We start from the raw sequence: 21,097 nt of genomic DNA on the forward strand, positions 1-21,097 counted from the left end.
AGAGTTTCTCGGCGAGCTGTTCTTGGGAGAGCCCCATCGCCTCGCGCCTCGTCTTGATCTGGTTGCTGATGTCCATCGTCACCTCCCGGTCGTGAAGGAGCGTCCCGCGAACACGCCGGGTGCGCTATCGAATCTGTTGTACATCATATGCGGCAAGGCTTGCCGGGCGCTGCAAAAACTGTTTTGCACGGGGTTTACCTGCATGATTGTTGCTGCGATGGCTTAGCGATGTTATCGAGCAGTCATCCAAGTGTACAGGCCCATGGCGGCGTAGCCGATTGCGGTATAGGCAACCCCATGGAACGCAAGGTCCTGGCTGCCCTCGACCTTGAGGGGAAACAGGACCGCGGGTCCGATTCCGAGCGCCGCGGGTACCCAGAAGAGCGTCCTCGCGGAGTTTGCGGCGAGCAGGCCGAGGGCGATCGCAGTTACGGGGAGCACGAGGTAGATCAGCGCCATCATGGCGATCATACCGGCATCGGATGGGACGAAGCTCACCAGGAGGGCGGGGATTGCCCAGCAGGCGCCAACGATTGCGATCAATGCGATGAGGGACGCGCGTACGGTGACGTTCATGGGGCACCTCCTAACGGGAATCGCCCCCATTCTGGCATACATCTTCAGAATGGGGGCTAAGGGGGATACCATTTCGGGGAACGGGCGCGTACCGCGCTTTTAACTCAGCATCTTGGCGAGCATGCCGATGCCGGCGCCCACCAGTCCGCCGGCGATGGCGCCGATGATGATCTGCGCCGCGTTGCGCGTGCCCTTGACCCAAGGGTCCATCTCGCGCTCACGGCGCCCCTCGAGCGTGTCGCGATCGACCTGCTCGCCGCGGCTAAACGCCAACACCTCGCGGTACGTGACGAGGTCGTGCTGCTTCTTCATGCGTTCCATATACACGAACGCCACGAGCATCACGACGAGCGCCACGGCGGCAAACGCCGCGGTGGGCGCGATGTGCATGCCCCAGCCCCATTCGAACTGGAACGCCGCCCACGCGCTCAGCACCAAAAACACGACCGCGCTCACGACCGTGATTGTGGAGAGGGCGTTGTACTTCTTGACCGCTTCGTTCATTACCTGTGCCATGGTTTCCACATCTCCTTTGATGAGGGAGTCCACGGTCACCCCGAACACGTTGGAAAGCAGCAGCAGGCTCTGGACATCCGGATACGTACGGCCGCACTCCCAGTTGCTGATGGTCTGGCGCGACACGTAGATGCGCTCCGCCAGATCGTCTTGGGACAGTCCGAGCTCCGTGCGATGCTCCTTGATGTGCGAGCCCAGCTCCATGCGTTTGCTCCCTAGAGGGTCGGGGTGACCCCTGTCGAGAGCCACCATGTCATTGACGCGAGCATCGTACCATCAAAGGTCTTTATATTTGACCCCCACGGGGCAAAATCGAGCTGTCAAAAGGCTTTATATACGACATCTAGCTGGGAAAAGAACGGTCCCCAAAGGCGGATGCCTCCGGGGACCGGTTGGTGCGTATAGAGGGGGCGAGCTTGCTTTGGGTTGGTGTTGGCCCCGCCGCTCGTCTCGACTTTGGAGCGGCGGGGCTCAGCTCTGCCTCGACCGCGGCGCGGGGCGCGGCTTTGTCCCGACGTCGGCAGCGGCCGAGCCCTGTCTTCCCAGCTTAGCCCTCCTCGCCTTTGGGCGCGTCCTTGGACGAGGGCTCTTTCTTCGGCAGCCTTCCCGCGCGTTTGAGGGCGTCTCGCAAGATCCATTCCACCTGACCGTTGGCGCTGCGCATCTCATCGTCCGCCCAGCGTTGGACGGCCTCCCAGATAGCGGGGTCTATACGGAGTGGATACTGCTTGCGTGCCATGACGTGCCTTCTTGTCGAATGTGCAATTCTGCACCCGTCCCCAAATTACTCATTGGTGTTGGGGTTAGTACAGCGAGCCTGCGTTGAGCACCGGGTGCGCCTCGGATTCACCGCAGAGCACCACCATGAGGTTGCTGGCCATCTGCGCCTTGCGCTCGTCGTCGAGCTCGATGGTGCCGCCGGCAGCCATCTCCTTCACGGCCATGTCGACCATGGAGACCGCGCCCTCGACGATCTTCTTGCGTGCGGCGATGACGGCCTCCGCCTGCTGGCGGCGCAGCATCGCCTGGGCGATCTCGGGGGAGTAGGCAAGATGGGTGAGGCGGGCGTCGTCGACCTCCACGCCGGCGGGCGCCAGGCGCATCGCGAGCTCGCGGCGCAGGGCTTCGGAGACCTCTTCCACATTGGCGCGCAGCGTGATGGCGCCGGCGGCATCGGACTCGTCCTCCAGGTGGTCGTAGGCGTACACGCTCGCCACGTGGCGCAGCGCCGTCTCGGCCTGCATGGCGACATAGCTCTGGTAGTCGTCGACGTCGAAGAGCGCCTTGGCGGTATCGGCGACGTGCCACACCACGACGGTTGCGATCTCGATGGGGTTGCCCATTTTGTCGTTGACCTTCAGGCGCTCGCCATTCAGGGTGCGCACGCGGGTGGAGATAGTGGTGGGGTTGCCCTTGGCGGCCTTCTGCGCCGCGGCCTTGGCGGCCTTGGAATCGCTCATCTCGAGCTCGATCATCTCGCCGATCCCGGCCGATCCGCCCATGCTCTTGCTAAAGAACGGGTTGGCCCAGAAGAGGCCCTCGTCGCGGACGGTGCCCACGTACTTGCCGAACAGGATGCACACGCGCGCCTGGCCGGGCTGCAGCGAGAAGAATCCGTTGAGTGGGATGAACCACAGGCAAAACGCGAGGATGCTGAGGCCGAGCCCCCATCCGTATACTGCGGGCGCGTCGACGCCGTCGGGCGTGCTCGCGAGCCCGATGGTGCTCCAGATAAAGAGGCCGATGATGGCGATGAGCGCCACCGCCACGGCGACGAGCATGCCGTAGCCCGACTTGGCCTTGAGTTGCTTTTCCACGCTCATTGTGAGTTCCTTTCACGACTGCGCCGGCGTTTGCGTGACGTCCCCGGCGCCGCGCTCCAGATTGCGATGGGGAGGAGGCGAGTCCCCGAGCAGTCCGTGCGACTGCTGATTGCATTGTGATATCACATTGAAACCATGTCATGAACGACAATCGCCGTTTGCCGATTGACTCCCATCGCCTCGGGGAACTCCCCACCACTCTGGTAGTTTCTTCCATTCAGTTCACGCGACCTGACGGGAGCCCCCATGAGCGAGCCGCTCGAATCGTTTCTGCGCGTCGGAATGATTGTGTTCGTCTTCGGCCCGCTGGTTGCGTGGGCCGCTCGCCGCGGCGCGCGCGAGCGCCGCGAGGCGACAGACGTCCTCGAGCGCTTCACGGTGCGCATGCCCGCGGGTGGTATGGGCACTGCCGGGGAACGGGCCTGCCTGTCGCTCCTCGCGCCCCTACATCACGCCCGCAGGCCAGCGGTACCGGGTGAGGTCGACTCGGCCGTCGTCGAGAAATTCGACACCCTCGGCTTCGAGCAGCTCACGTTGCGCCTCAGGTCCGCCAAAGGCGAAGCCCGCAGCGAGGCGGCCGTCGGCAAACACGATGCGATGGCAGGGGATGACGCCCGGTTGAGGGTTGACGTGCAGGGCATATCCCACGTAACGGGCTCGCCTGGGCTCGCCGACGAGCTTGGCGATCTGCCCGTAGGTGGCGACCATGCCCGCGGGAACCTGTGCGACCATCTCGTAGACGCTCCCGAAGAAGCCCTCGCGGTTCCTATCAGCCATCACAAACCTTTCAGTGCGCGGGTATCGGCGCGCCCGCGAGCAGCGGACGCGCTACGCCTCCAAGAACCTCTCGACAAGCTCCTCAAACGCGCCGTCCATGCCCGTGGTCTCGAGCACGGCGTCGCAGTGGGGGCGCACGTCGTCGGTGACGTACTTCTTGAGCGCGCCTGCGCCGCCCATGCCGATCTCCTCGGCGATCTCGACCTCGGAGCGGCCGGTGCAGATGGCGGCGGTGGAGAGCAGGCCGGACACACCGGGACGGGCTTCGGGGTCGAACGTGATCATGCGCTCGCCGTCGGTCTGGCTCTTCTTGATGCGCTTGGCCGTCTCCTCGGCGGTCATGGAGATGTTGATGGCGTTGCCGTAGGACTTGCTCATCTTGCGCCCGTCAAGGCCGGGCAGCAGCGGCGTATCGGACAGCAGCGCGTCGACCTCGGGGAACACCTTGCCGTAGCGGTTGTTGAACTTGCGTGCGATGGTGCGGGTGAGCTCGATGTGCAGCAGCTGGTCGCGCCCGACCGGCACGACGTTGCCCTTGCAGAACAAGATGTCGCACGCCTGGTGCACGGGGTAGGTGAGCAAAAGGCCGGTGACCTCATGGCCGCTGGCCTCCATCTCGGCCTTGACGATGGGGTTGCGCTGCAGCAAGGCCTCGGAGACGAGCGACAAGAACGGCAGCATGAGCTGGTTTGCCGCGGGCACGGCGGAGTGCGTGTAGATCATCGTCTTGTCGGGGTCCAGGCCGCAGGCCAGGTAGTCGATGACCATGTTGTAGACGTTGTCCTAGATGTTGTCGGTGCTGTCGCGGTCGGTGATGACCTGGTAGTCGGCGATGAGCACGTTGGTGTGGACGCCCATGTCCTGCAGCTCGACACGGCTCTTGAGCGTGCCGAAGTAGTGGCCGAGGTGCAGGCGGCCGGTGGGGCGGTCGCCGGTGAGCATGGTGTACTTCTCGGGGTGCTGCGGCAGGTCGGCGCGGATCTGGTTGCTGCGCTCGAGGCTGACCTCATAGCTGAGCTCGTTGGGCATGCTGTCTCCTTTTGGGTTGAGTGCCTGGCCGGCATTGTCGGTCTTGGTTGAAGATGAAGCTACCAGAGAAACGGCGTCTCTTGCCGGAATCAACGATGGTTTTCGCCGTGTCGTCCCGCAGGGTCGTTTCCCTTCTTGGGAAGGAGCCCCTCGATATGCTCGAGCCGCTCCTCATGGGCCACGTGCGCCGCGCGTTCCTCGGCGGCGAAAGCGGGGTCTTCGGGCGTGACGGTCTCATCTCGCTGTCGACTCCGGTACCACCGCGACGGCGCTCCTGAGCCTGCTCGTCGACAAGCCGGTGACTATCTACACCGCCAACGGCTATGCATGTCGGTTTACGGGCGAGCTTGCTGCTAAGGTGGTGGTAATTGGCGGCGACTTCAACCCCGTTACCTGCTCGCTCACCGGTCCTATGGTTGAGAGCGCGCTGCGCGAGCTGTACGTTGACCGGGCGTTTATAGGTGTCAACGCGGTGGACGAGGACCGCGGCATCATGACGCCAGGTTATCCCGAGGCTATCAAAAAACGTATCGTGATGCAGAATTCCCAAGCGAGTTACGTACTCGCCGATAGCTCCAAGTTCCACGTGTTTTCAAATGTAAAGGTGTGCGACCTGGAGGGCTTTACTGTTATTTCCGACAAGCGCGACGCCAAAATCGGCGAACGCGTCAAAATGATCACGGCCTAGGACACTGGGGCATCGCATCTTGCCCTCAAGCCGTTGCCCACGTAATGAAGCGTGGGGCAAATGTGCGCCCCATTCCTGATTTGGGGACTAGCTTAGTTCGTCGGCTATTTGGTGCTCGTAGAAGGCTTCTACTACGGCGTTGAAGTTGCGGGCGAAGTCTTCCATGGATCCGCGCCAGGTGGCTCGGCTCGGTTTTCCCTGGCCCACGTAGGCGGTCTGGATGCCGCAGTCGGGGCTGGGGAAGTCACGCTTGGGATCGTTGCCCACCATGAGGACCTCGTGCGGCTCGAGTCCCATCACCTGCAACTGCTCCAGGTAATACGTGGCATCGGGCTTGCAGCGGGTGGCGTTTCCCATGTGCGTCACGAGTTCAAAGGGGACGTCGCTCAGCTCGCCCCAGCCCATGCGACACTCGATGGCACCCTGGGGAAAGCTAGGATTGGTGAAGAGTGCACAGCGCAGCCCTGCGTCCTGTACTGCCTGGAGCGCGGCGTGCGCGCCGGGCATTGCCTTCGCGTTGATCATGTCGTCGTTTTTGAACGGCAAAATCTCGCGCTCGTAGTAGGTAAACGCCTCGTTGATGAGGGGGTCCGAGAGGCAAATGCCGCATCTGCGCTCGACCTCGGTCTGATAAAACCCAAGATTGGTTCGGTTGTCCGTGCCGCTTCGGCGGTTGGCGTTGAGGTCGACCAGGATGGTGCCGAGGCGCGCCATCGTGCCACCGCGGCTGCGGCGCCCGATATCCGCGAGCATCGACGAGACATCCTTAAAATAGCGAAGGATGAACGCGTTGAGGTTGATGCTAAGAAGCGTCTCGTCCATATCGAAAACGACTGCTTTGAGCACGCGGGCACCTTTCTCGAAAAATCGTTCCAGAATCGTTGGCTCCGGATACTTTACCCCAAAGCCGTATGCCTAACTGCCTATCGTCAACTTATGGAGACGGTCGTCCATAAGATTGCGAAAAAGTCTCCACACGAGTAAAAAATCGCAGTTCACGCTTGAAATCGAAATGATTTCCCCGTAACCTATACGAACGTGATTGCATAAGCGTCACATTAGTATCTGTCGGCTCCCGAGTGTTCCTAAACGTTGTGTGCTTGTCGCACCCTTCTGTAGGTCCTAGCAATCGGGGCCCCGTAGTTCGAAAGGGGTCCACCTTTGAGTGAGATTCAGAACTCGTCCATTTTCTCTCTTGACGATGTCAATGAGGAGGAGATGAACAACCTCATCGACGGTACGATTACCGACTTTGATGAGGGCGATCTCGTTAACGGCACTGTCGTTAAGATCGAGCATGACGAGGTGCTCGTTGACATCGGATTCAAGTCCGAGGGCGTTATCCCGGTCCGCGAGCTGTCCATCCGCAAGGACGCTAACCCTGCAGACATCGTTGCACTCGGTGATCCCATCGAGGCTCTGGTTCTCCAGAAGGAGGACAAGGACGGTCGTCTGGTCCTGTCCAAGAAGCGTGCCGAGTACGAGCGTGCTTGGAACCGCATCGAGGAGAAGTTCAACTCCGGCGAGAACGTCGAGGGCGAGGTTATCGAGGTTGTCAAGGGCGGCCTGATCCTCGACATCGGCCTGCGTGGCTTCCTGCCCGCCTCCCTCGTCGACCTCCGTCGTGTCAAGGACCTCACCTCCTACATGGGCACCCGCATCGAGGCCCGCGTCATCGAGATGGACCGCAACCGCAACAACGTCGTCCTCTCCCGTCGCGTCGTGCTCGAGGAGTCCCGTAAGGCCGAGCGCTCCGAGATCCTGTCCAAGCTCAAGTCTGGCATGCGTCTCCAGGGCACTGTTTCCTCCATCGTCGACTTCGGCGCCTTCGTCGACCTCGGCGGTATCGACGGCCTCATCCACATCTCCGAGCTTTCCTGGAACCACGTCAACCATCCTTCCGAGGTTGTCAAGGTCGGCCAGGAGGTCGAGGTCGAGGTTCTCGACGTCGATCTCAACCGCGAGCGCATTTCCCTGGGTCTCAAGCAGACCACCGAGGATCCGTGGCGCGCACTGGTCAAGAAGTACCCCGTCGGCGCTATCGTCGAGGGCACTGTGACCAAGCTTGTCCCGTTCGGCGCTTTCGTCGACCTGGGCGAGGGCATCGAGGGCCTGGTGCACATCTCCGAGATGGCCAACAAGCACGTCGATCAGCCTTCTCAGGTCACCCACGTGGGCGACAAGGTTCAGGTCAAGGTCATGGAGATCGACCTCGACCGTCGTCGTATCTCCCTGTCCATGAAGTCCGCTGCTGAGACTCTGGGCGTCGAGATCGAGGTCACCCCGCTGCCTTCCGAGAAGAAGGACGAGGAGACCGACGCCGAGTAAATCGGTTTGACGATCACTTGTTTTAAGGGATCCGTCCGCAATGGACGGGTCCCTTTTTGCATTTGCTGCTGAGGTACGCGATGCTGCCCGTGCGCAATGCTGTCCGGTCTGTCTGCTTGCTATTGGGTTGTCGGTGCATGAAAAAATGCCGACATCCCGCCTCGGGGAGGAGGCGGGAACGCACCGAGTAGACGGAGGGGTGCGGAGCGCGGTCGTGTCTCGACTGACGACGTTGCCCATCGACAGGACCATTGTAGCGCATGGCGGTTCTTGGTTTATCGTGTCGAGCGTTTGCGTTGTGCCATTGCCTGCGGCAACGGTGTGTTACACTCTTGCACTGCTGAGTGGGCCAGACGGTCGCGCGATGTGCTGCTTGCAGCACGCGTGAGGAAAGTCCGGGCTCCAGAGGGCGGGATGCCGGCTAACGGCCGGGCGGAGTGATCCGACGGAAAGCGCCGCAGAAAAGAAGACTCCCACCTGCGCCGCAAGGCGTAAAGGGAAAAGCTGAAACGGTGGTGTAAGAGACCACCAGCGTCGTGGTAACACGGCGGCTTGGCAAGCCCCATCCGGAGCAAGCGCGAATAGGAACGCTATGGGCCGGCCCGGTCCGCGTTCGGGTAGCGTGCGTGGAACTGCACGGTAACGTGCAGACAAGATAAATGACCGTTCACGACAGAACCCGGCTTATCGGCCCACTCAGCACTTTGTTGACGCTGCGAACCCGTCAGCGCGGCAATCTGCCTTTCAAGCCTTCGGGCATGACCATAAGGTCAATGCCCTTGTCTTTCAAGGCACCTTGCTCGCGCTGACGGGTTCTCGCTGTTGGTGACGGTATCATTGGCGTTTCCGTTCTTGTTGGCGAGGTCAACGGTGCTGTCTTTGCCGTATTATTGAGGCTGTTTGTTGCTGCGCTTTATTTTGTTGAGGGGCTTTGTTGGACAGCTATTTTACTCTGCAATCGAATATTGAGGTTTCGGGCGAATTTGTGGACCGCAAGAGCCGGTTTATTGCCCAGCTGGTCCATATTGAGTCCGAGGATGAGGCGAATGCCTTTATCGAGACCGTTCGCAAACGTCATTACGACGCTCGACACAATGTTCCCGCGTGGATTTTGGTCGATGGACGCGAGCGTCAAAGCGATGACGGTGAGCCGAGCCGCACGAGCGGTATGCCGACGCTCGAGGTGTTGCGCGGCGCGGGGCTCAAAAATGTTTGCTGCGTAGTGACGCGCTATTTTGGTGGCACGCTGTTGGGGCCTGGTGGCTTGGTACGCGCCTATACCGCGGCGACGCAAGCGGCGGTGGCCGCGGCTCGGGAGGCCGGGCAGATCGTCGAGATGACGAGCGTCGTGCCTGTTGACGTGCATGTGGCCTATCCGCAGTATGAGCAGGTGCTTCGCTTGGCGCAGGATTCGGGTGCCAAGGTTTCGGATACCGATTACGCGGATGCCGTGACACTTCACTTGGTGTTTAAGGCGGGGGAGCAGGAGTCTTTTTGCGCCAGGATGCGCGAGCTTATGGCGGGGCGTGAGGAGATTGAGGTCGGCGCTCCCGAATTTGCCGAGTTCTAACGGCGACGGCCGGCGTGCTTTTGGATTGATTCCAAGCGCGCCGGCCGTCGATTTATGTTGCCGCCGTTTACTCGGCGAGCTGCTTTAGTACATCACAGGCGATTTCGACGGCATCGTCGATGCAACCGGGACAGCTGCGGAGCGGACCCTTGTCCGATCCGATGCCCTTGAGCGTGCCGCAGACGGTCGTCGTGTTCTTCTCGCCAAAGCGCTTGGCAATCTCGCGCGACAGCTTGTAGGTCTGGCCCTTGGTCTTCGGGTTTTCCATGCCATCGCTCATTACAAAGCCCATGATGGCCACGGCGCCCGAGATGGCGCCGCAGGTCTCGGTCATACCGCCCATGCCGGCGCCAAAGCCCTCGGTGAGGGTAAAGGCGACCTGGGGGTCGAGCCCGACAGCGGGCGCGAGCGTGCAGGCGACGGCCTGGGCGCAGTTAAAGCCACGGGCGTGGTATTCGGCAGCCTGAGCCTGACAGGCGGTGATGTCGAGCTGGGCCGTATCGATTTGCTTCATCGTTGTCTCCTTGGTTACGGTGTACCCGCCTATGGTACCCGTGACGGGGCATGTAATCATCGAGAGCTTCATGTATGCCTCGTTTTTATCTATCGAGCAAATGCCCAAGGCTTGAGATAAATACCTCTGATCAATTTGTCCCGTAACCTACCTTGGGGATGGGTTGAGAGGGGTGCAGGGTAGCGGTATCGTGAACCGAATAAAATGTAACCCAGGCAAGGGAGCTAGATATGAGCGAGCAGACCATCGGAACTACATGTGTTCAGGGCGGCTATCACCCGGGAGATGCGGAGCCGCGCCAGGTGCCCATCTACCAGTCCACCACGTGGAAGTACGACACGTCCGAGCACATGGGTAAGCTGTTTGACCTAGAGGAGTCGGGCTACTTCTACAGCCGTTTGCAGAACCCCACGTGCGATCTCGTTGCCGCCAAGATCTGCGAGATGGAGGGCGGCACCGCTGCGATGCTCACGAGCTCGGGCATGGCTGCGAATTTTCTCGCGATCTTTAACGTGGTCGGTGCCGGCGATCATGTGGTCGCGAGCTCTGCCATTTACGGCGGTACGTATAACCTGCTCGCCCACACCATGGGCCGCATGGGCGTGACCTGCACGTTCGTTGCCCCCGACTGCACCGACGAGGAGCTCGAGGCGGCATTTGAGCCCAATACCAAGCTCGTCTTTGGCGAGACGATCGCCAACCCCGCCCTCGCCGTGCTCGATATTGAGCGCTTTGCCAAGGCCGCACATGACCACGGCGTGCCGCTGATGGTCGACAACACCTTCCCGACGCCCGTGATGTGCCGTCCCTTTGAGTGGGGCGCCGACATCGTTACGCACTCTACCAGCAAGTACATGGATGGACATGCTGCCTACCTGGGCGGCGTGATCGTCGACCACGGCCAGTTTGACTGGATGGCCCATGCAGACAAGTTCCCGGGTCTCACCACGCCCGACGAGAGCTACCACGGCGTGACGTATGCCGAGAAGTTCGGTCGCGAGGGTGCCTTCATTACCAAGGCAACCGCTCAGCTCATGCGCGACCTCGGCCCCATGCAGAACCCGCAGGCGGCGTTCTTCCTGAACAGCTCGCTCGAGAGCCTGCACGTGCGTATGCCGCGCCACTGTGAGAACGGCCTGGCGGTCGCCAAGTTCCTGCAGAGCCACCCCAAGGTGCGCTTTGTGAGCTATCCGGGCCTGGAGGGCGACAAGTACTACGACATGGCGCAGAAGTACATGCCCAACGGCACCTGCGGTGTCGTGAGCTTTGGCTTTAACGGTGGTCGTGCGGCGGCCGAGACCTTTATGAAGAGCCTTAAGCTCGCCCAGATTGCCACACACGTGGCCGATGCGCGCACCTGCTGCCTGCACCCGGCAAACGCCACCCATCGCCAGATGAACGACGAGGAGCTCATCGCCTGCGGCATCTCCGCCGACATGGTGCGCCTGTCGTGCGGCCTTGAGGACACGGCCGATCTGATTGCCGACATTGAGCAGGCGCTCGAGCAGTGCTAGGCTAGCGTGTGTGCGAGGCGTGGGACGGCTTTTCGGCTGACGACGTCCTCATAGTTCCGATTCCGTAGGCGGGACCCCGATCGTGACCGTTTGTAGGCGATTGGGGTCCCGTTTTTGAGTTGCACGATAGAAAGGATATACATGGAGAAAACTGCCGAGCAGCTGCGCCGCGAACACATTGCCCTGGAGGGCGACACCCACGGTAAGAATAAATGGGCGATTCTGTTCACCGTGCTCGCCATGACCTTTATGGCGTGTCTGGATGCGAGCATCGTGACGGTGGCGCTCCCAGTGATGCAAAAGGAGCTGGGGGTGGGTCTCGACCGCATTCAGCTCGTGAGCTCGGCGTATCTGCTCGCGACGTGTGTCGCCATGCTGCCGTTTGGTCGCTTGGGCGATGTGCGCGGCAAGGTGAATGTGTTCCAGCTTGGTGTGATCGTCTTTACGGGTGGCTCGCTGCTTTGCGGGCTTTCGGCTTCGCTCGAGGTGCTTATCTTGGCGCGTTTCGTGCAGGGCATTGGCTGTGCCGCCGCGATGGCCAACAATATGGGCATCATCACCGAGTCGTTTCCGGCGCGTGAGCGCGGTCGTGCCATGGGCATTCTGGCGACCTTTGTGGCTCTTGGCATGATGTGCGGCCCCGTGCTCGGCGGCGTGCTGGTGGCGAGCTTTCCCTGGGAGAGCATCTTCCTTATCAATCTGCCCATTGGCGTAATCTCGTTTATCGTGGGACTCTATACGCTGCCGCATGTGAAGCCGGAGGCTGGCGAACGCCCTATGCCGTTGACAGAGGCGGCGCGTCGCTGCTTTGCGAGCTCGGCTTTCACGATTAACCTGGCTTGCATGCTTATCGTGTTCGTGGGTATCGGTGCCTCCGAGTTTGTGCTGCCGTTCTACTTTCAGGATGCCCACGGCTTTAGCTCCGATATCTCCGGCCTGTTGTTTTTGGCGATGCCGGTCGTGAATGCCTTTGTGGGCCCGCTTTCGGGCTCGGTGTCCGACCGTGTTGGTTGTGAAGCGCCCACAGCCGTTGGCCTGGGCGTGTACGTGTGCGGTCTCTTTGCGGTGAGCACGCTTGACGAGCACTCTTCCATCTTGATGATTGTGTGCTGTGTCGCGTTTATGTCGTGCGGCACGTCGATCTTCCAGAGTCCCAATAATTCGCTGTATATGGGTTCGGCTCCGCGTGAGGCGCTTGGCTTTGCGGGCAGCTTGAGCAGCTTGGCGCGCTATGCGGGCATAGCGCTGGGTATTACGGCGGCGTCGCGCATCCTGTATGGACAGACGAGCGCGGCGATGGGCAAGACGGTCACGAGCTATGTGGCGGGTCGTCCGGACGTGTTCCTCTTTGGCTTCCGTTTGGTATTCTACGTGCTGATGGCCGTTGCTACCGTGGGCTTTGCGCTCACATTGGTACGTTTGGTGAGGACGCGCACCCGGCATTAGCGTGTTGGGAGGCTGTCTGCCACGAATCGGGCCTATCTACTGGTCTTGCAGCTTTATGGTGCGATGCGGCTTGTGGGACGGGCGGGGGTCGGTCCGTGGTAGACTATCGAACAACGTTTATTAATCGCGCGGTATCGTTGCCGCGAGAAGGGGTTGCGCCATGCAGGAGCTTGAGGATCGTATTCGCCATGACGGCATCGTAAAGGCCGGTAACGTCCTTAAGGTTGATGCCTTCCTCAACCACCAGTGCGACGTTGAGCTGTTCGACCATATGGGCGCCGAGTGGGCCCGTCTGTTCGAGGGTGTCGAGATCAACAAGATCCTGACGATCGAGGCTTCGGGCATTGGCATGGCTTGCATTGCGGCCCAGCATTTTGGCGGCGTGCCGGTGGTCTTTGCCAAGAAGGCACAGTCCATCAACCTCGACGGCGAGCAGTATGCCACGACCATCTACTCCTTTACCAAGCAGAAGGAGTACCCGGTTATCGTTGGTAAGCGCTTCCTGTCCGAGGGCGACAAGGTCCTGATTATCGACGACTTCCTGGCCAACGGCTGCGCGCTCGAGGGTCTTATCAAGATCTGTGAGGCTGCGGGTGCCGAGGTATCTGGTATTGGCATTGCGGTGGAGAAGGGCTTCCAAGGCGGTGGCGATAAGCTCCGCAAGCGCGGCTTCCGCGTTGAGAGCCTGGCCCGTATCGCCGATATGGACTGCGAGAACGGCGAGATCACCTTCGCCTAAGCGCGCAACACAAGCGATTGGTATGCGATGTGACAAAGGGACTGTCCCTTTGTCACATTTTTTGTATGAGGGGAGGTGTTGATATGGATGAGAACAAGATGGGATGGAGCGAGTATGCACGCTATGCCGAGATGTCGGTCGAGGAGTTGGCACGCGATTGCGAAGTGCAGGTGTTTCGCGCGACGGGTCCGGGCGGACAGGGCGTGAACACGACGGACTCGGCGGTACGCATGAAGCATGGGCCCACGGGGATTGTCGTGACGGCGCGCGAGAGCCGCAGTCAGTTTCAGAATCGTAGCTGCTGTCTGCGTAAGCTGCGCGCTGAGCTTGAGCGTCGTGGCCGTCCGCCGCGTCGACGCGTAAAGACCAAGGTGCCCCAGCGCTCTCGCCAGCGCAGGCTCAATGATAAGCACTTCAACGCCATTAAAAAGGCCAACCGTCGCAAACCGGGCAGCGACGAATGATCTCCTCATAAGTTGCGGTGAAATAGGGACTGTTTTACGGCTTTAGCTGCATAAACAGTCCCTATTTCACCGCAACTTAGGGATGGCTAGTGGGTGGGGCGCCAGACGTGGAGGGCTCCGCCGAGGACGTCGACCTCGATGCGCGAGGCGACGATGGGCTCGCCGTCGGCCTGGATGGGGTAGTCGGGCTCCTCGAACGTGAGCTCGGCATGACGGCAACGACGCATGCGAACCGGCGGCAGCTTGGTATGATGGCCGTCCTTGGCCGAAAGAAACATAGGCAGGGCGACCGCACGGGGGACGGGGCCGCAGGCGTAGCAGACGTCGAGCATGCCGTCGCAGGGGTCGGCTTCGGGGCAGATGCGATAGCCCGAGCCATAGGTGGGCCCCAGCTGGATGGCCATAATAATCGCCTGCACGCGCTCTGCGGGCGCACCGTCAAAGCTGACCGTCATGGGATAGTTGCGGTAGCGCAGGCCAAACTGCTCAAGTCCCGATAGAGTGTAGAGCGGAGCGCCGGCGAGCCCCGTCTTTTTTCGCAGCTCGGTGGTGCCCAGGCCGATGGCGGCATCGATGCCGACCGAAAGCGTCTGGTCGTAGTACTCGACGGTCGCCTCGCCGCTACCGCTTGCGGGGTTCCATGAGCGAATGCGTCCGATATCCTGACGCTGCAGCTCGCAGGTGAGCAGCGCGCCAAAATCTTTGCCGGAGAAATCGTCGATACCGAGCGTTTGGGCAAAATCGTTGCCGGAGCCTACGGGCAGGACGGCAAGGGCGGGACGGACCGCCTCATCCTGCGTCATGAGTCCATTGACGACCTCGTGGATCACGCCGTCGCCGCCGAGTGCGATAACCGTGCGGTAGCCCTGGGCCCGTGCGGCAAGTTCCTTGGCATGTCCCATGCGCTCGGTCAGCACCAGGTCAAACTGGGATGAGCGCGTGGTCATGTCCAAAAAGCGCTGCAGGCGCTTGGCAACTTCGCGCGCCGCACCCGACTGGGCGGCGGGGTTGGCGATGATGAGCGTGCGACCAAAATCAGTTGCGTGCATGGGGCGACTCCCGGCGTGTGGCATGACAGTGCGGTCGCGCTCAGGTCGAATTGCCCCCGATTGTGGCTGCACGGCGAATACTTACGTCTACTCTATCAGGTCGTTGTGGCGCTCGATAGCATCCGCCACCGTACCGCCCTCATCCACAATAAGCGAACGACGCTTGGGTGAGATAATGCGCTGGGCGGGGTACACGCCGCGGTGTCCGCCGGCGAGATAGCTGATAAAGGCCACGATGACAAAGAACCCGGCGGCCGTGCCGTGGAACAGGTCGATGGCCATCATGCAGGTGGTGATGGGCACGTTAAGGCCGGCGCAGAATACACCGAGCATGCCCAGCGCCGCCAGAAAGCTGGGGTCGATTCCGACGAGGCAACCGATCCAGCCGCCGAGTGCCGCACCGATGCCAAACAGGGGCGTGACCTCGCCGCCTTGGAAGCCCGCGCCCAGGGTGAGCGCTGTGACGACCAACTTGATGACTGCGTCCGCCAGGGTGGTGTTGCCGGCAAATCCGGCGCCGGAAAGCCACGTGGAAAGGCCGGCGTAGTCCCAGGCGTCGAGGAGGGCATAGGCGGCCAAAACCACGAGTGCGCCTATGAGTGCGCGAACGAGGTAATTGGTGATAAAGCGACCGTACAGGCTCTTGACGGTTCGAACTGACCAGGCAAAGAGGCGTGCCGTCAGACCGAAGATAATGGCACTGATAACAACGATGACAACCGTCCGTGGTGTCATGTTGGGAACGCTGGCGATAACATTCGCCTCGTACTCGGTTCCCAAGGCAAGCGACGTAAAGTAGCCGGTAAACGAAGCGACCAGGCAGTAGATGCCCGCGGTGTAGTCGATCTTGCCGATGAAGCACATCTCCATGCCAAAGAAAGCCCCGGCAAGGGGCGAGCCGAACACGGCGCCAAAGGCCGACGAGATGCCGGCGAGCATGAGGTCGTGGTGGTCATGCTTTTTGAGGTGGGCGAGGCTCGAGATGTTGCTGGCGATGGTGCCGCCAATCTGCACCGCAGCTCCCTCGCGACCGGCCGAGCCGCCGGTGAGGTGCGTGAGCGTGGAGCAGACGAAGGTGAGGATGGCCATGCGCATATGGATGAGGCGTGTGCCCAGAGCGGAGTCGATGACCAGGTTGTTGCCACGCTTGGCGGCGAGACCGTGGTTTTTGTACACCCATGCGGTGGCAACGCCCATAACGGGAAGCAGCGCGTAAATCCACGCATGGTGCTCGCGATAGTCGGTCGCGATATTTAATGAGGCCAAAAACGCCCAAGCGGCAACGCCCATGGCGAGCGAGACGGTGACGACGAGTACGAGCAACTTAGTGCTCGCTAGTAGGTTGCGGGCGTTGCGGCGCGTGTCGGCAGCCAAGAGATGCTCGGAGCGGGTAAGTTGATGCCTGCCTGCCGTGATGACGTCATTAAGGGAGAAAAAACCGCCGTCGTCGAGCGGCTGGAAATGATCCTGCGCTTTGTTTGCGCTTTCGGGTTTGTCGTTATGAGCCATACGTTCCTCTTTTAGGTTGCAACGCAAGCAATTATAAAACGCGGTAAACGCGACGAGCCGGTGGGTTGGTTTCCATTCTGTTTCTCGGCCTGCAACCGACAGGTGTATTTGCGGGTACAGGCCGAGTCGCGGTCGTGCGTCGGGGGATTATACTGAGACAAGCATAAAGAATTGGCGCCCCTGTTGTGCGCCGTGGCATTAAGAGGTGCATATGGCAGAGAAACTCATACCGTTGGAGGATGCGCAGTCGATTGTTTTGTCGCACGTTGCTCCGACGGATCTCATCGAGATTCCCGTGTGGCAGGCGGCTGGTTTTCCCTTGGCCGAGGACGCGGTGGCCGATATCGACATCTCGCCGTTTGCCAACAGCGCTATGGACGGATATGCCGTGCGCTCGGCGGACTTGGCGCAGGCATCTGGCGAGGCGCCGGTGACGCTCGACGTTATCGGACACGAGGCCGCGGGCCATGTGTTTGAGGGCGCAATCGGCGCGGGCGAGACGGTCCGCATCATGACGGGCGCGCCGGTACCCGAAGGTGCCGATGCCGTGGTGAAGTATGAGATCGTTGATGTGCTCGACGGTGACGGCAACGAGGGCTCGCGTGTGAGGTTCTCGGCGCCGGCCAAGGTGGGGGAGAACGTTCGCTCGGCTGCTGAGGAAGCTCATGCCGGCGACGTCGTGATGCGCGCCGGCGAGGTTGTGGCTCCGGCGGGCGCCGGCCTGCTGGCGAGCGCCGGGTATGCGAACGTGAAGGTGCATGCCGCTCCGCGCGTGGGCATTATCTCGCTGGGCACGGAGCTGGTCGCGCCGGGTGAGCTGCCGGCGCGCGGGCAGATTCGCGATTCCAACTCGTCGGCGTTGATGGCCGAAGCACTCGATGCCGGCGCGGAGCCCGTGTTCTACGGCATTGCGCCCGATGATGAGCAAGCGATCGCCGAGCTGGTGCATCGTGCCGTGCAGGAGTGCGACTTTGTCATTACGAGCGGTGGCGCCTCGGCGGGCGATTACGACTATGTGACGGCGCTCGTCCGGCGTGAGGGCGAGGTGCTGTTTGACCGCATCTCGATGCGTCCGGGCAAGGCCATCACGTTTGGCTTGCTCGGGGGTAAGCCCTACCTGGGGCTTTCGGGCAACCCGGCCGCGGCGTATGTGGGCTTTGAGATGCTTGCCCGTCCGGCGATTCGCAAGATGCGCGGTTTTGCCGAGGTTGCGCGTCCCGTGCAGCAGGCGACGCTCACGCACGGCGTGAAAAAGCGACAGCATCGCCGCTTCTTCGATCGCGCCACGGTTTTGCGCGACCCCGAGACCGGTGAGTTGTTGGTGACCGAGGCTAAGACACAGAATTCGGCGCTGCTTGGAACTATGCAGCGTGCGAACTGCCTGCTGCGTATTGACGAAGGACCGTGCGAGCTCAAGGCGGGAGATGCCGTGGACGTTGTTCGCGTCGACCTGCCCGAGGGCGCCGTGTTGTAGGGGGAATGCTATGGAGCTGAAGATATCGATCGTGACGTGCTCGGACACACGCGATCTTTTGCAGGATGAGGCCGGAGCCGCACTCGAGGAACTTATCGAGGCACAGGGCTGGACGGTCGCCTCACATGTGGTCGTGCGCGACGACGTCAGCGAGATCGGTGATGCCATTATGGAAGCCGCCGATGAGTGCCACGCCAATGTCGTGCTCACCTGCGGCGGCACGGGGCTTTCGATGCGCGATGTAACGCCCGAGGCGACGCGTTCCGTCTGCGACCGCGATGTGCCGGGTATTGCCGAGGCAATTCGTGCCTACTCCATGACCAAGACGCGCCGCGCCATGCTCTCGCGCGCTATTTGCATGCAACGAGGTCATACACTTGTCGTAAACTTTCCCGGTTCTACGAAGGCCGCCCGCGAAAGCTGGGAGGCCATAACAGACCAGCTGGAGCATGCGGCTCAGATGACGGCGGGCGGCGGACATACCAACTAAGCGGTTTACCTGCGGCGGGGCGACCTGAACGGCTGCTCCGCCTTTGTTTTCCGCCGAATCGACGCCGAGGTGCACGGTAACTTGAAACTATATTCTCTGACGAGAATAATATCTCACTATCATTATTCGCGCAGAAGTATAATCTGATTGCAGATTAAAGCTCGAGGCGGGGTGCCCGGGCATAGCGTTCGAAAGGGTTGAACATGTTCGATATGGTTTCTCGCCGCGGATTCGTTTCGCTTTCTGCTGTCGCCGCTGCCGGCCTTGGTCTTGCCGGCTGTTCGGGCAGCAAGACGTCCGAGCCGGCCGGATCCGATGTCGGCTCCGCCAAGGCCTCTTCCAAGAAGGAAACCGTCGAGCTGCAGGTCTTTGCCGCTAACTCCCTCGAGAAGGCCCTGCCCGAGGTTCAGGAGCTCTACACCGACCAAACCGGCACCACCTTTGCCGACACGCAGTTTAAGGCCTCCGGCGACCTCGTCGAGCAGATGAAGGCCGGCGCCACGGTCGACGTGCTCATCACCGCTTCCAAGGGCACCATGGATGACGCTGAGACCGCCGAGCTCGTCGACACCGACACCCGCGAGGACATGTTCGTCAACGATCTCGTGATCATTCGCGCCGAGGGCTCCGATACTAAGGTCGAGGCCATCGCCGACGTCGCGAATCTGGACGGTAAGATTGCCATCGGCGACGCCAAGACCGTCCCCGCCGGCAAGTACGCCAACCAGGCGCTGGCTTCCGTGGGCCTCTATACCGGTACCGAGGGCGACGACGGCGAGTACGCGCCCGAGCTCGCCGACAAGGTAGCCCTGGCCGACAAGGTCGGCACCGCTGCGTCTTACGTCTCTACAGGCGACTGCGTGGCGGGTTTTGTCTACAGCTCCGATATCTTCCGCTACGACGACATCGAGGAGGCCTTCGTGTGCCCCGAGGACTCGCACAAGCCCATCGTGTATCCCGGCGCTGTCGCCGATAGCTCCGAGCATGCCGACGAGGCCAAGGCGTTCATCGACTTCTGCCTGACCAACAAGAAAGCCCAGAAGATTTGGGCCAAGTACGGCTTTGAGCTTTCCGAGTAGTGCGGCTTGGCGCGATAATTCTATCGTTTTGTGTTTTACTCCGTCCTTGTATTCGCTTGGAGCTTTTCGTGCTTAATAGATTCCGCATGCTTGTCGCCTGTGCTTTGACCTTCGCGCTTTGCTGGGTGCCGGGATTTGCGTTTGCTGGGGACGCTGAGGACGGGGCCCAGGTTGCTGCGACCGCTCATGGGCTTTCCTATGGGATCGAGGGTTTTGAGCGATTGGCCAAGGGGACCGCTCGTGCCATGGAGGGCCAGCCTGAGGGCTACCGGTTTCCCGTTGACGAGGACGTGGACCTTGTAGTGGCGCCTGCTGCCGACCGCGTTGTTGTGTGGATATCGCCCAAAGCGGTCGAGAAGTATGGATTGGATCCGCAGGACAACGAGTGCGTATCGGGTCTCAAGACCCTCGTCTGTGAGCTCGACAGCGCAAACTGCATGGGAGGTGCGCGGCTAGGGGACGTGGATCTTCCTTGGTATGTCACGGCGGAAACAACGTTTGACGCCGGCGGGTATACCTATGGCTTTGACGAGCGCGGTGCGGATGGGGACCGCTATGTGGTGATTGCATCAGCCTCGGGTGATGCCAAGGGCGGCGCGCGTTGGCTTGATAGCGCTCAAATGGTAGAAGCGTCGTCTGTCGTGTTGCGGGATGAGCAGGGGCCCTTGACCTCTCTGGCCTCCTTATTGGGCTGCATCGACTACCGACCGTTTTGGGTGTCCATTAAAACGAGCGGCCTTGCCCTGCTGATCTCCTTTGCGCTGGGCCTGTTCGCCGCGTGGAAGACTATGGGTACCTCGAGTCGCATCAAGGGCCTGCTCGATTCGGTCTTTACGATTCCTATGGTGCTGCCGCCCACGGTCTGCGGCTTTCTGCTGCTTATGCTATTTGGTCGATCGACCGGGGTCGGTCGGTGGCTCATCGCGCACGGCATCTCGATCGTCTTTACCTGGCCTGCGGCGGTGATATCTGCCGTCGTTGTGTCGTTTCCCCTGGTCTACCGCACGGCGCTCGGAGCCTTTGAGAGCCTCGACACGCAGATGCTCGATGCGGCGCGCACGCTGGGCTGGTCCGAGCGTCGCATCTTTACCAAGCTTATGATGCCGCTTGGCTGGCCCTCGATTGCCGCCGGCACGGTGCTCGCCTTTGCCCGCGCGATGGGCGAGTTTGGCTGCACCCTGTTCTTTGCGGGCAACTACGCCGGCATTACCCAGACCATCCCCATCGCCATCTACTTTGAGTGGATGGGCGGCAACACGTCGGTGGCCCTCTTTTGGGTCGTGGTCGTAATTGCGTTCAGCTTCCTGGTCATCCTATTCATCAACATGTACACGGCACATTCGCAAAAGTACCGCGAGCGTGGTCTTTCCCGTGCGGAGCGCAAGCAGGCCAAAGAGCTTGCCGGACAGGGCGATTCGCTCGATCCCGCCGGTGGCGATGCGCTGCGTATCGATCGCGAGGCGCTGGCCGAGCTCATGCGCGATGAGCCCGCTATGCAGGGGGGTCGATAGG

The 21,097-nt window shown here is 61.1% G+C and carries 20 protein-coding genes, 1 other RNA gene and 2 pseudogenes; 13 read left to right on the forward strand and 10 right to left on the reverse strand.

All coding sequences use genetic code 11. The features are described 5' to 3' along the window. The coding region (locus KSY82_RS05005; RefSeq protein ID WP_217752369.1) for a hypothetical protein at window positions 1–226 on the forward strand (226 nt) is incomplete at its 5' end. Between the two features lie 5 nt (window positions 227–231). On the opposite strand, the gene KSY82_RS05010 is transcribed toward KSY82_RS05005, so the two are convergent. From KSY82_RS05010 to trpS, 6 genes and pseudogenes are all read right to left on the reverse strand, one after another. After that, a complete protein-coding gene (locus tag KSY82_RS05010; protein ID WP_217750463.1) occupies window positions 232–576 on the reverse strand; it encodes a hypothetical protein in 345 nt (114 codons plus the stop codon). 99 nt (window positions 577–675) lie between these two features. Continuing rightward, window positions 676–1,296, reverse strand: coding sequence for a helix-turn-helix domain-containing protein (locus KSY82_RS05015; protein ID WP_117734979.1), 621 nt, complete (start codon window positions 1,294–1,296; stop codon window positions 676–678). Between the two features lie 343 nt (window positions 1,297–1,639). After that, window positions 1,640–1,831 carry a type II toxin-antitoxin system antitoxin gene (locus tag KSY82_RS05020; protein WP_117743601.1) on the reverse strand — a complete coding sequence of 64 codons (192 nt, stop codon included), beginning with the start codon at window positions 1,829–1,831 and terminating at the stop codon, window positions 1,640–1,642. Window positions 1,832–1,895: 64 nt separating this feature from the next. After that, the gene (locus KSY82_RS05025; RefSeq protein ID WP_217750462.1) at window positions 1,896–2,915 is read right to left on the reverse strand and encodes an SPFH domain-containing protein; all 1,020 of its coding nucleotides are present in this window, start codon (window positions 2,913–2,915) and stop codon (window positions 1,896–1,898) included. Window positions 2,916–3,359: 444 nt separating this feature from the next. Continuing rightward, a complete protein-coding gene (locus tag KSY82_RS05030; protein WP_217750461.1) occupies window positions 3,360–3,692 on the reverse strand; it encodes an MGMT family protein in 333 nt (110 codons plus the stop codon). Between the two features lie 51 nt (window positions 3,693–3,743). Beyond that, window positions 3,744–4,721, reverse strand: a pseudogene (gene trpS / locus KSY82_RS05035) (tryptophan--tRNA ligase). Window positions 4,722–5,019: 298 nt separating this feature from the next. Here trpS and KSY82_RS05040 point away from each other — a divergent pair. Further along, a complete protein-coding gene (locus KSY82_RS05040; protein WP_368042032.1) occupies window positions 5,020–5,409 on the forward strand; it encodes a hypothetical protein in 390 nt (129 codons plus the stop codon). Window positions 5,410–5,496: 87 nt separating this feature from the next. Here KSY82_RS05040 and KSY82_RS05045 read toward each other — a convergent pair whose 3' ends face one another. Next, window positions 5,497–6,255 (reverse strand): HAD family hydrolase, encoded by a 759-nt coding sequence (locus KSY82_RS05045; protein WP_217750460.1) that lies wholly within the window; start codon window positions 6,253–6,255, stop codon window positions 5,497–5,499. A gap of 315 nt (window positions 6,256–6,570) precedes the next feature. Between KSY82_RS05045 and rpsA the strand changes: the two genes are divergently transcribed. The 3 genes from rpsA to KSY82_RS05060 all read left to right on the forward strand — a co-directional run bounded on the left by rpsA (window position 6,571) and on the right by KSY82_RS05060 (window position 9,307). Then, the gene (gene rpsA / locus KSY82_RS05050; protein WP_022095232.1) at window positions 6,571–7,737 is read left to right on the forward strand and encodes a 30S ribosomal protein S1; all 1,167 of its coding nucleotides are present in this window, start codon (window positions 6,571–6,573) and stop codon (window positions 7,735–7,737) included. Between the two features lie 341 nt (window positions 7,738–8,078). After that, window positions 8,079–8,440: RNase P RNA component class A (gene rnpB, locus KSY82_RS05055), an RNA gene on the forward strand. Window positions 8,441–8,668: 228 nt separating this feature from the next. Further along, window positions 8,669–9,307 carry a YigZ family protein gene (locus KSY82_RS05060; protein WP_217750459.1) on the forward strand — a complete coding sequence of 213 codons (639 nt, stop codon included), beginning with the start codon at window positions 8,669–8,671 and terminating at the stop codon, window positions 9,305–9,307. 67 nt (window positions 9,308–9,374) lie between these two features. On the opposite strand, the gene KSY82_RS05065 is transcribed toward KSY82_RS05060, so the two are convergent. Next, complete coding sequence (locus KSY82_RS05065) at window positions 9,375–9,821, reverse strand: C-GCAxxG-C-C family protein (RefSeq protein ID WP_055251626.1); 447 nt, start codon at window positions 9,819–9,821, stop codon at window positions 9,375–9,377. A gap of 230 nt (window positions 9,822–10,051) precedes the next feature. Here KSY82_RS05065 and KSY82_RS05070 point away from each other — a divergent pair, with 230 nt between their 5' ends. The 4 genes and pseudogenes from KSY82_RS05070 to KSY82_RS05085 form a co-directional block, all read left to right on the forward strand. Then, window positions 10,052–11,335, forward strand: a complete 1,284-nt coding sequence (locus KSY82_RS05070; protein ID WP_217750458.1) for an O-acetylhomoserine aminocarboxypropyltransferase/cysteine synthase family protein — start codon at window positions 10,052–10,054, stop codon at window positions 11,333–11,335. A gap of 141 nt (window positions 11,336–11,476) precedes the next feature. Next, complete coding sequence (locus KSY82_RS05075) at window positions 11,477–12,781, forward strand: MFS transporter (RefSeq protein WP_217750457.1); 1,305 nt, start codon at window positions 11,477–11,479, stop codon at window positions 12,779–12,781. 160 nt (window positions 12,782–12,941) lie between these two features. Beyond that, the gene (locus KSY82_RS05080; protein WP_035138016.1) at window positions 12,942–13,520 is read left to right on the forward strand and encodes a xanthine phosphoribosyltransferase; all 579 of its coding nucleotides are present in this window, start codon (window positions 12,942–12,944) and stop codon (window positions 13,518–13,520) included. Window positions 13,521–13,672: 152 nt separating this feature from the next. Beyond that, window positions 13,673–13,984 (forward strand): annotated as a pseudogene (locus KSY82_RS05085) (peptide chain release factor-like protein); the annotation flags it as partial. Between the two features lie 86 nt (window positions 13,985–14,070). Here KSY82_RS05085 and KSY82_RS05090 read toward each other — a convergent pair. Both KSY82_RS05090 and KSY82_RS05095 read right to left on the reverse strand, forming a co-directional pair. Further along, on the reverse strand, window positions 14,071–15,033 hold the full coding sequence (locus tag KSY82_RS05090) for a diacylglycerol/lipid kinase family protein (protein ID WP_217750455.1): 963 nt from the start codon (window positions 15,031–15,033) through the stop codon (window positions 14,071–14,073). Between the two features lie 87 nt (window positions 15,034–15,120). Beyond that, on the reverse strand, window positions 15,121–16,542 hold the full coding sequence (locus tag KSY82_RS05095; RefSeq protein WP_217750454.1) for a chloride channel protein: 1,422 nt from the start codon (window positions 16,540–16,542) through the stop codon (window positions 15,121–15,123). A gap of 211 nt (window positions 16,543–16,753) precedes the next feature. Here KSY82_RS05095 and KSY82_RS05100 point away from each other — a divergent pair, with 211 nt between their 5' ends. The 4 genes from KSY82_RS05100 (at window position 16,754) to modB (ending at window position 21,096) form a co-directional block, all read left to right on the forward strand. Then, the gene (locus KSY82_RS05100; RefSeq protein ID WP_217750453.1) at window positions 16,754–18,016 is read left to right on the forward strand and encodes a molybdopterin molybdotransferase MoeA; all 1,263 of its coding nucleotides are present in this window, start codon (window positions 16,754–16,756) and stop codon (window positions 18,014–18,016) included. A gap of 10 nt (window positions 18,017–18,026) precedes the next feature. Next, a complete protein-coding gene (locus KSY82_RS05105) occupies window positions 18,027–18,506 on the forward strand; it encodes a MogA/MoaB family molybdenum cofactor biosynthesis protein (RefSeq protein WP_217750452.1) in 480 nt (159 codons plus the stop codon). A 203-nt stretch (window positions 18,507–18,709) separates the two neighbouring features. Further along, window positions 18,710–19,585, forward strand: a complete 876-nt coding sequence (gene modA, locus KSY82_RS05110; protein ID WP_217750451.1) for a molybdate ABC transporter substrate-binding protein — start codon at window positions 18,710–18,712, stop codon at window positions 19,583–19,585. A gap of 68 nt (window positions 19,586–19,653) precedes the next feature. After that, entirely contained in the window at window positions 19,654–21,096 is a 1,443-nt protein-coding gene (modB, locus tag KSY82_RS05115) for a molybdate ABC transporter permease subunit (RefSeq protein WP_271737877.1), read from the forward strand. Window position 21,097 lies beyond the last annotated feature (1 nt).

Origin of the sequence: Collinsella aerofaciens, assembly GCF_019131995.1 — a bacterium.
Taxonomy (GTDB): domain Bacteria; phylum Actinomycetota; class Coriobacteriia; order Coriobacteriales; family Coriobacteriaceae; genus Collinsella; species Collinsella aerofaciens_S.

What these genes read in the sequence shown, in the direction of transcription:
- KSY82_RS05010 (WP_217750463.1), bottom strand. Translation starts at nt 576, where the DNA reads ATGAACGTCACCGTACGCGCGTCCCTCATCGCATTGATCGCAATCGTT.
- KSY82_RS05015 (WP_117734979.1), bottom strand. Translation starts at nt 1,296, where the DNA reads ATGGAGCTGGGCTCGCACATCAAGGAGCATCGCACGGAGCTCGGACTG.
- KSY82_RS05020 (WP_117743601.1), bottom strand. Translation starts at nt 1,831, where the DNA reads ATGGCACGCAAGCAGTATCCACTCCGTATAGACCCCGCTATCTGGGAG.
- KSY82_RS05025 (WP_217750462.1), bottom strand. Translation starts at nt 2,915, where the DNA reads ATGAGCGTGGAAAAGCAACTCAAGGCCAAGTCGGGCTACGGCATGCTC.
- KSY82_RS05030 (WP_217750461.1), bottom strand. Translation starts at nt 3,692, where the DNA reads ATGGCTGATAGGAACCGCGAGGGCTTCTTCGGGAGCGTCTACGAGATG.
- KSY82_RS05065 (WP_055251626.1), bottom strand. Translation starts at nt 9,821, where the DNA reads ATGAAGCAAATCGATACGGCCCAGCTCGACATCACCGCCTGTCAGGCT.
- KSY82_RS05070 (WP_217750458.1), top strand. Translation starts at nt 10,052, where the DNA reads ATGAGCGAGCAGACCATCGGAACTACATGTGTTCAGGGCGGCTATCAC.
- KSY82_RS05075 (WP_217750457.1), top strand. Translation starts at nt 11,477, where the DNA reads ATGGAGAAAACTGCCGAGCAGCTGCGCCGCGAACACATTGCCCTGGAG.
- KSY82_RS05080 (WP_035138016.1), top strand. Translation starts at nt 12,942, where the DNA reads ATGCAGGAGCTTGAGGATCGTATTCGCCATGACGGCATCGTAAAGGCC.
- KSY82_RS05090 (WP_217750455.1), bottom strand. Translation starts at nt 15,033, where the DNA reads ATGCACGCAACTGATTTTGGTCGCACGCTCATCATCGCCAACCCCGCC.
- KSY82_RS05095 (WP_217750454.1), bottom strand. Translation starts at nt 16,542, where the DNA reads ATGGCTCATAACGACAAACCCGAAAGCGCAAACAAAGCGCAGGATCAT.
- KSY82_RS05100 (WP_217750453.1), top strand. Translation starts at nt 16,754, where the DNA reads ATGGCAGAGAAACTCATACCGTTGGAGGATGCGCAGTCGATTGTTTTG.
- KSY82_RS05105 (WP_217750452.1), top strand. Translation starts at nt 18,027, where the DNA reads ATGGAGCTGAAGATATCGATCGTGACGTGCTCGGACACACGCGATCTT.
- modA (WP_217750451.1), top strand. Translation starts at nt 18,710, where the DNA reads ATGTTCGATATGGTTTCTCGCCGCGGATTCGTTTCGCTTTCTGCTGTC.